Origin of the sequence: Lysobacter sp. CA199, assembly GCF_052078715.1 — a bacterium.
In the GTDB taxonomy this organism is placed as follows: domain Bacteria; phylum Pseudomonadota; class Gammaproteobacteria; order Xanthomonadales; family Xanthomonadaceae; genus Lysobacter.
Map to the genome: position 1 here is coordinate 7,918 of NZ_JBQJIL010000026.1, position 8,313 is coordinate 16,230.

At 63.2% G+C, this 8,313-nt stretch carries 4 protein-coding genes; 3 read left to right on the forward strand and 1 reads right to left on the reverse strand.

Annotated features, from left to right (window positions below):
• The 3 genes from ACTOWJ_RS29150 to ACTOWJ_RS29160 form a co-directional block, all read left to right on the forward strand.
• Window positions 1-3,859: YadA-like family protein (locus ACTOWJ_RS29150; RefSeq protein ID WP_441338143.1), on the forward strand; the 3,859-nt coding region annotated here is incomplete at its 5' end.
• Between the two features lie 224 nt (window positions 3,860-4,083).
• Window positions 4,084-4,521 (forward strand): transposase, encoded by a 438-nt coding sequence (locus tag ACTOWJ_RS29155; RefSeq protein WP_441338144.1) that lies wholly within the window; start codon window positions 4,084-4,086, stop codon window positions 4,519-4,521.
• A 538-nt stretch (window positions 4,522-5,059) separates the two neighbouring features.
• A complete protein-coding gene (locus ACTOWJ_RS29160) occupies window positions 5,060-7,987 on the forward strand; it encodes a winged helix-turn-helix domain-containing protein (protein WP_441338145.1) in 2,928 nt (975 codons plus the stop codon).
• Between the two features lie 83 nt (window positions 7,988-8,070).
• Here the strand turns inward: ACTOWJ_RS29160 and ACTOWJ_RS29165 are convergent.
• Window positions 8,071-8,313 (reverse strand): hypothetical protein (locus ACTOWJ_RS29165; protein ID WP_441338146.1); only part of this gene is annotated, 243 nt, incomplete at its 5' end.

Consider the following 8,313-nt stretch of genomic DNA (forward strand, 5'->3'; position numbering starts at 1 on the left):
CGCGGTGGGCACCTACAGCGGTGGCAACCTCAAGACGGTGACCGACCCGACCACCGGCGCGATCAACGTGCAGTTGGCCGATTCGCCGAAGTTCGGCAACACCGTCATCAATGACGGCGGCAGCGGCAAGATCAGCGGCGTGACCGCGGCCGATCTGAGTGTGGCCAGCACCGAGGCGGTCAACGGTTCGCAGTTGTTCCAGACCAACCAGGACGTGACGGCGCTAGATGGACGCGTCACCGCGACCGAGGGCAACCTTAGCAACATCAACAACGCGATCGGCCCGACGGACCAGGCCTACCAAGACGCTAATGGTCGCGGCGTGCGCTACGTGCGTACCAACGACACCGGCAGCCCTCAGTCGGACGCCTTCGCGACCGGTCAGCACGCCACCGCCGTAGGCTGGGAGGCACGGGCCTCGGCCGTCGATGCCATTGCGATCGGCGAATCGTCGGTGGCCAACCAGCTCAGCGCCATGGCGATCGGTTCCGGCGCGCAGGCGACCGGGGAATTCGCCATTGCCTTGGGCGATAATGCGCAGGCCAGTGCCAATTTCGCACTGGCCCTGGGCGATCAAACCCAGGCGGGCCGACTGGCGGTGGCTGTAGGCTCGAGCGCCAACGCCAGCGGCGTCCTTGGGTCGGCGCTGGGCACATTCGCCACCGCCGCGGGTTTCCAATCGACGGCCGTGGGTAACGAAGCAAACGCCGCGGCGGACTCGTCGGTTGCCCTCGGCGTCAATAGTCAGGCTACTCACGCCGGCAGCGTCGCCCTGGGCGCCAACGCCGTGGCCAACGGCGCCACCCTCGGCACCGCGGCCTACGTGCCGCCGGCTTCGACCTATGCGGTGGCCGGTACAGCGCCGATCGGTGAAGTCTCGGTCGGTGCGGCCGGCAGCGAACGCCGTCTGACCAACGTCGCCGCGGGTGCGGGCGATACCGATGCGGCCAACATCAGCCAGCTCAAGGCGGTGGACAGCAAGATCACCTCGCTGGGCCAGGACTCGCTGCTGTGGGATCCAACGGCCAACGGCGGTGCCGGTGCCTATAACGCCAATCATCTCGGCGCCGGTCCGAACAAGATCGTCAATGTGGCCGCCGCCGATCTGAGCGCGGCTAGCACCGATGCGGTCAACGGCTCACAACTGTTCCAAACCAACGAGGACGTCGCAGCCCTTGACACCCGGGTCACGACGGCCGAAGGCGATATCACCAACCTCGACAACCGCGTCACCACCAACGAGGGCGACATCACCGAACTGCAGAACGCCGTCGGTCCGACCGATCCGGCCTACTTGCAGCAGAACGGCCGCGGTGCGCGTTATGCGCGCACCAACGACACCGGCCTGCCGGAAGACGACGCACACGCGCAAGGCGTGGGTTCGACCGCGGTGGGCTACAACGCAACCAGTTCGGCCGCCGATGCGGTCGCGATCGGTCGTGATAGTCAGGCCAGCCATGCCGGCAGCGTCGCACTCGGCGCCAATGCGGTGGCCGACGGCAGCACGCTCGGAAACGCGGGATATGTTCCGCCGGCCTCGACCTACGCGGTCGCCGGACTCGCACCGGTTGGGGAAGTGTCTATCGGCGCAACCGGCAGCGAACGTCGTCTGACCAACGTGGCGGCGGGCGCGGGCGACACGGATGCAGCCAACATCAGTCAGCTCAAGGCGGTGGAAAGCAAGGTCACCTCGCTGGGCCAGGACTCGTTGCTGTGGGATCCCACCGCGAACGGCGGCACCGGTGCCTATAACGCTAACCACCTCGGCACCGGCCCGAACAAGATCGTCAACGTGGCGCCGGCGGATCTAAGCGCCGCCAGCACCGATGCCGTCAACGGCTCGCAGCTGTTCCAGACCAACCAGGACGTCGCGGCGCTGGACGGTCGTGTGACCACCAACGAAGGCGACATCGCCAACCTCGACAATCGCGTCACCACCAACGAAGGGGACATCACCAACCTGCAGAACGCCGTCGGCCCGACCGATCCGGCGTACCTGCAACAGAACGGCCGCGGCACGCGTTATGCGCGCACCAACGACACCGGCCTGGTCGAGGACGATGCGCACGCGCAAGGCGTGGGTTCCACGGCGGTGGGCTACAACGCCACCAGTTCGGCGGCCGATGCGGTCGCGATCGGTCGTGACAGCCAAGCCAGTCACGCGGGCAGCGTGGCGCTCGGTGCGGGTTCGGTCGCCAACGGCAGCACGCTCGGCAACGCGGCCTACTTGGTCGGCGGCACCGCCACCGGCGAGGTCAACGTCGGCAACCGCCGAGTCACCGGTGTCGCCGCGGGTGCGCAGGATACCGATGCCGCCAACGTCGGCCAACTCAAGGCGGTGGCGACCAGCGCCACTCAGGCTGAGCAGCGTGCGGTGAAGTACGACTGGAACGACCTCGATGCGGATGGCGAGATCGACCCGGGTGAAGTCGACTACAGCAAGGCGACCTTGGCCGGTCCGGTGAGCACCGATGGCGGTGTGACCGGAGGCAGCCGAATCACCAACCTGGCCCAGGGCGACGTGTCGGCCACATCGACCGATGCGGTCAACGGCGCCCAGCTCTACGGCGTCACCGGCCCCAACGATGCGGCCTATGTCGCCCAGAACGGACGCGGTCTGCGTTATGCGCGCAGCAACGACACCGGCTTGGCCGAAGCCGATGCGCATGCACAGGGTGTGGGTTCGAGCGCGATCGGCTACAACGCCACCGCCTCGACCGAGAACGCCGTGGCGGTGGGTCGCGATTCGGTCGCCGGCCATGCCAACTCGGTTGCGCTGGGTGCCGGCTCGTCAACCACGGTCGGCGCGCAAAGTGGCTACAACGCGGCCTATGTCGGCAGCAGCAACTCGACCGGCCAGGTCCAGGTAGGCGGTCGCACCATCGGCGGCGTCGCGGCGGGCTCGGCGGCGGACGACGCGGTCAACGTCGCGCAGTTGCAAGCCGGCGTGAATGACGCCGTCACCCAGGCCAACAGCTACACCGACACGCGCGTCGATCAGATCGCCGGCAACGTCGCCCAGTACGACAACCGCATCACCGCAGTCGAAGGCGACGTCAACAACGTCAAGAACGGTTCGGCGGGTCTGTTCCAGGTGAGTCAGGACAACACTGTGGCTCCGACGGCGAGCGGCAGCAACGCGGCGGCGGGCGGTGCGGGTGCGGTGGCTTCGGGCACCGGCAGCACGGCGCTCGGCAACGGTGCCATCGCCTCGGCGGGCAACGCCGTCGCCCTGGGCGCAGGCTCGGTGGCGAACCAGGAGGGCACAGTATCGGTCGGTTCCGCAGGCAGCGAACGCCGGGTGACCAACGTCGCAGCCGGTACGGCCGATACCGATGCGGTCAACGTCTCGCAGTTGAAGGGCTTCACCACCGGCGGTTTGCAATACGACAAGAACGCCGACGGCAGCAACAACACCAACAGCTTGACCCTCAACCCGAACGGTACCGGTCAGACCACGTTGCACAACGTCGCGGCCGGCACCGCGGCGACCGATGCGGTCAACGTTGGCCAGTTGAAGTCCGGCATGAGCGATGCGGTCGTCCAGGCCAACAGCTACACAGACGGCCAGGTCGCCAACGTCCGCAACGATGTGTGGAACCTCAAGGGTGACATCCGTCGCCTGGAGCGCGACATGCAATCGGGCATCGCCACCGCGATCGCGATCAAGCCGGCGCCCTATGTGGCCGGTCGCACGACCTACTACGCGGGCTTCGGCGCCTACAAGAGCGAGGCCGCGTTCGGCGTCAGCTTGCGGCATACCTCCGACAGCGGACGTTGGAGCCTGGAAGGCGGTGCGTCGACTAACAGCGACGGCATCGGTGCGTACGTGGGTGTCAGCGGCGTGCTCGGCGACTGACCGAGCGCAGCGATTCGGCCTGCCTTGCCGCAATGCCTGCAAGGTAGGCCGAGTCGTGCGATGCCGGGAGTGGCGGCTTTGCCTTGGCGAATCGCATCGCGGCGAACAACCGGGCTCTTCAGAGCGCGGAATCAACTCGCCTTACCACCTACGAATTCGTGTTTAGGTTCCGGATGGAAGCGCCCGGAGAAAACGCAAGCACAAAGCAACGGGAGTTAGCTATCATGAGTTTATTCCTGGTCCAACCACGCGAGTTCCAACTCGGAGACGAGCAGTGGAAAATTCTCGCTTCGCATCTTCCGCGCCAGTACCAATCGCGCATCGTCAATAACACCGGCAATTATCGAGCCTTCATTGAAGCGGTGCTGTGGGTCGTCGCAAACGATGCGCCGTGGACCGGTATTCCGCGAGCGTTTGGCTCATGGCGGGCGATCTACGTGCGCTTTCTTCGCTGGGTTGAGGACGAGCACTGGATCGCGGTGGAGCGAGGCATTGGTTTGGACAGCGCTTTGGCCGCCAGATTGCGCGAGCGCGTGGAACGCTATAGGGCCAGCAACCGCTGGCGTCGCAAGCGCAGTCAGCAGCGACTAAACGAATGCGCCGAAAACCGCGGCCTGGAAAGTGAAATGTTCAGGCGATGGGGCCTCGTTCAAGCCGGATAAGCGACGGGTTGAACACTGAACGTCTCACGGTCGATCCTTCGACTTACTTCGAGGTGAAAGTTATAAGCAAGTTCGAATCGAATGGAATCGTTAATGCCAATAATCTGTCTTAACGTGTTCTACTTGGTGCTTAGTGTCGCGGCTCTAGGCTCCATGGCCAGCAGTCGCGTGGTAACAGGCAGAACGATTCTTGCGTTCGTGTGATCCAATTGTTTCGTCCCGCCGCGTCTCCTCCTCGCGCGGTGTTTCGCGACGCACGTTCTGGATTGCCCCGTCCAGCTAGTGTCTCGCTTCTGCGGTCGTCCCGAATGTTACGCGTCGGATTGAACTTATTCCCGTTCTGAGCAATCCGACGCTTTCTTCTATGCGGTCCGCGCGACTGCAATCTCAAATAAAAGCTACGGCCGCATGATTGTTCAGAAAATTGATCTTCCCTACATAGCAGGCAAGTCATACGTCCAAGCGGATTGCGGTGGTACTTGTATCGATGTCGCGAAGTACTCGCGCCACACGAATTCAGCCGCAGGATGAAAGCGCTATGACGGCACCGTGGCCGCGCGATGCGCGGTACCTGCAGGTGGCGGACCTGACCGTCGATCTGCGTTTCCGGCGCTTAATCCACTCCGACCAAAGCGTAGAGGTGCCCCAGCGCATCTTCGATCTGATGTTGCTGTTCTTGAGCGAACCCAAAAAGCTGCACACACGTACCGAGATGTTCGACCGGCTGTGGTCGGGCACGGTAGTGGAAGACACCAACCTGTCGCAAAATATTTGGCTGTTGCGTAAAGCACTCGGCGAAGAGCGAAAATCCTGGATCCGTACTGTCGCCAAGAGCGGCTATGTGTTCGAGCCGCCCGCACCCATCCGCTGGTTCGATCGGCCACCGTCCACCGATCAAATCGACGCAGACTCCATTGCGCCTGCGATGCAGGCGGCCGAGATGAACCCGGCACCACTCACGAAAGCTGTCGTCGTAATCGCGCCGGAGGCATCGGAATCAGTGTGGGATCCGCCGCCGTCTATCGTCGTAATAGATGACGTTGCGCCCGTGCCTGATTTGCGATCTACCCTACAGGCAGCCGCAGCCGCAGCCGCAGCCGCAGCCGCAGCCGCAGTCGCGCCGTCGAAGTCGGTACGCTGTAAGTGCCCGTATGCATGGATTGTCGCGTCGCTGTCACTCATGGTGGTGATGGTAGTTTGGCTTGCAGGCCGACCCGCGGTCGGCGATGCGGACATCTCGGTGGCGCTGGTGATGATGGAGGACGACAACGCTTCCTCGTCATGGCCGTCCAAACTCCTGGAGCAGTGGCTATCCTGGAAATTGTCCAGTCTTCCTGAAGTCAACCTGCTCACCGAAAGCGATCTCGCGGCCGGCAAGGGGTCATCTTCGTCCAGCGTTGTGCTCCTGTCGTCCGTGGAGGCAGCGGACGATCCGGGGAAAATGGTGCTCTATGCCCGCCTTCTGCAAGACGGCGACGAAGAACGTATGGAGGTTATGGGGAGTCAAGAGGACATGCCGGTCCTCGTGGACTCGCTTTCCCATCAGATCATGGCTCGTTTGGTGCCCGATCAAGCGACGCCGTGGCCTAAGCTCGAGGTGAGCGCAGGAGCGGCTAAGCACTATGAGAGGTTCGCTCACGCGTTGCAGCATCGCGACTGGATGGCGGCGGCGCGTCTCGGAACTGAGTTGGTGAAGCTGGCGCCGCGCTTCGCCCTAGCGCGGTTGCAATTGGCTGGCGCGTTGGCGGAGCTTAGTCAGGCCGCAGCGGCCACTGAGCAATTTGATATTGCGTTGCGATTGCTCGGCGATTCGCCGCGCGCAGCGACCGCTTCGCTGCGCGCGCTGCGACAAGCGATGAATCCGCGCGCGGCGGCCCAGGCGCTGGCGACTTACGCATCCTTGGCGGGCCGTTATCCGAATAAGACCGACTATCAGCTGAGGTACGCGCGATTGTTGATCGCCACCGGCGACCCGGAGCGCGCTTTGTCGAGGTTGGCCGATCGCAAAGGCCAGTCCGATGCGTTGGGTGTGCGTATTGCTAAACGCTTGTTGCGATCTCAGGCGCATGGCGAGCTCGGCGATCCGGTGCAGATGAGAGCTTCGGCAATCGAGGTGGAACGGCTGACTCGCGATGCCGGCGTCGAGTGGACGCTCGAACGGGCGGAAGCGTGTCTGCTCCAAGGGCATGCCGACACAGCTCAATACCCCGAGCGAAATTTAGTTCCTGCCTATGCGCGAGCGGCGCAACTGTATGAGCAGGCGGGCAACTCGACCGGCGCGCTTTACGCATCATTCCTCAACCGCATGGCCGGTGCGCCGGCAACCGATCTGGATGCCGAAGTGGACGCGTTGCTCGCCCGCGCCAACGCCGGCGGTTATCGCCGCCTAGAGGTTTACGTTCTGCTCACCAGCGCGGTCCAACACATGCGCACCGGCGATGTGAGTTCCTATCGTTCGCGCCTGCTGCAGGCCTCTGCCGTCGCGATCGCGTCGGGCGACGCTGTGTTGATGAGCAAGGTAAATCTGCAACTGCTAAATGTGGAAATCCTGACCGCGCAGCTGGACAGTGCTGCCGCCACAGCCGAACGACAGCATCGATTGAATGTTCGCGGGCGCGTTCGACTTCTGTCGGACCAGAATGCTGCGGGCTTGGCGGTGATTCGCGGGGATTTCTCTGAAGGGCTAAGGATTCTGGACGAAACAGAAAAACTGCTGCCAGCGCCGCTCCCGGGCCATCTCGAATCCGAATCACTTGCGCGGCTGGCGTGTGCTCGCTTAGATATGCTCATTCCCCTCGGGCGTTTGGCTGATGCACGTAAGAGCCTGGGCCGTTGCGCACAGGGCGAAGCGATGAGCACACGATGGGTACTTGAGTTGGGACGTAGTCACGCGGAATGGCTGGCAGGAGATCATGCGCACGCCAGGCGGCTGTTGCACCGGGCAGAAGAAGGCCTGACGACCACCCCTCCAGACAGTTGGCTACAGTCGGTGGACATCGCTAGCTTTTCCACGCGAATGGGCGATATCGAACGCTCCGAACGCATCTATGCGGAAGTGCTTCCGCAGGTTCGTGCGGCAGGATATGCGTTGTTGACCACGGCGGTGCTCACCGGACAAGCTGAGAACGCCGCCGTGCGTGGCGACTGGGCGAAAAGTAGGCTTTACGCCGCCGAAGTGCGCCGGTCTATTCCACCCAGTGCGTGGTACTTCGCCAGCAGGCTGGACCTGCTGGATGCTTTCGAAGCGCGACAGCGCGGCGATACGGTCGCCGCGGCTGTCATCGGAACGCGACTCCACACACAAGCGCGCGCGAAGGGCGATGTCGTCCTTGAACTGGAATTGCACCAGTTATTCCATCCCGGCCTGTTAAGCGAAGACTGCGACATCGCCAAGCGCGAGGCGTTGATCGCTCGCACGGGCGTGCGCGGCGTAAGCATCGATTGGCTGAGGGGCAGCGTTAAATAGAGATCCCTGCAACCGACGTAGACGGTGGCATGTCGAGTGGGAAGTGCGGCAAACGCGAGGTGCTGATCGCGCGGTATCGGGAATCAAAAGTCTGCCTTGAAAAATGATGGGTATCGCCGCGCGCTTTTCAGACGAATGGTAGGAACTTCTTCCGATACTTCCGATCGAACTATAACCGCTTCACGGCCAGCTAGGTCCTTAGGGAAGGTCTTATATGGGCGCCTCCGGGAAAGCAAGCCGTTGATCGGATGATGGTCAGATAGCAGGACTGCGGTCTTATATCCGGCCTGTTGTGCGGCGCGAATGCCCGCTGGCCCTGATGGATT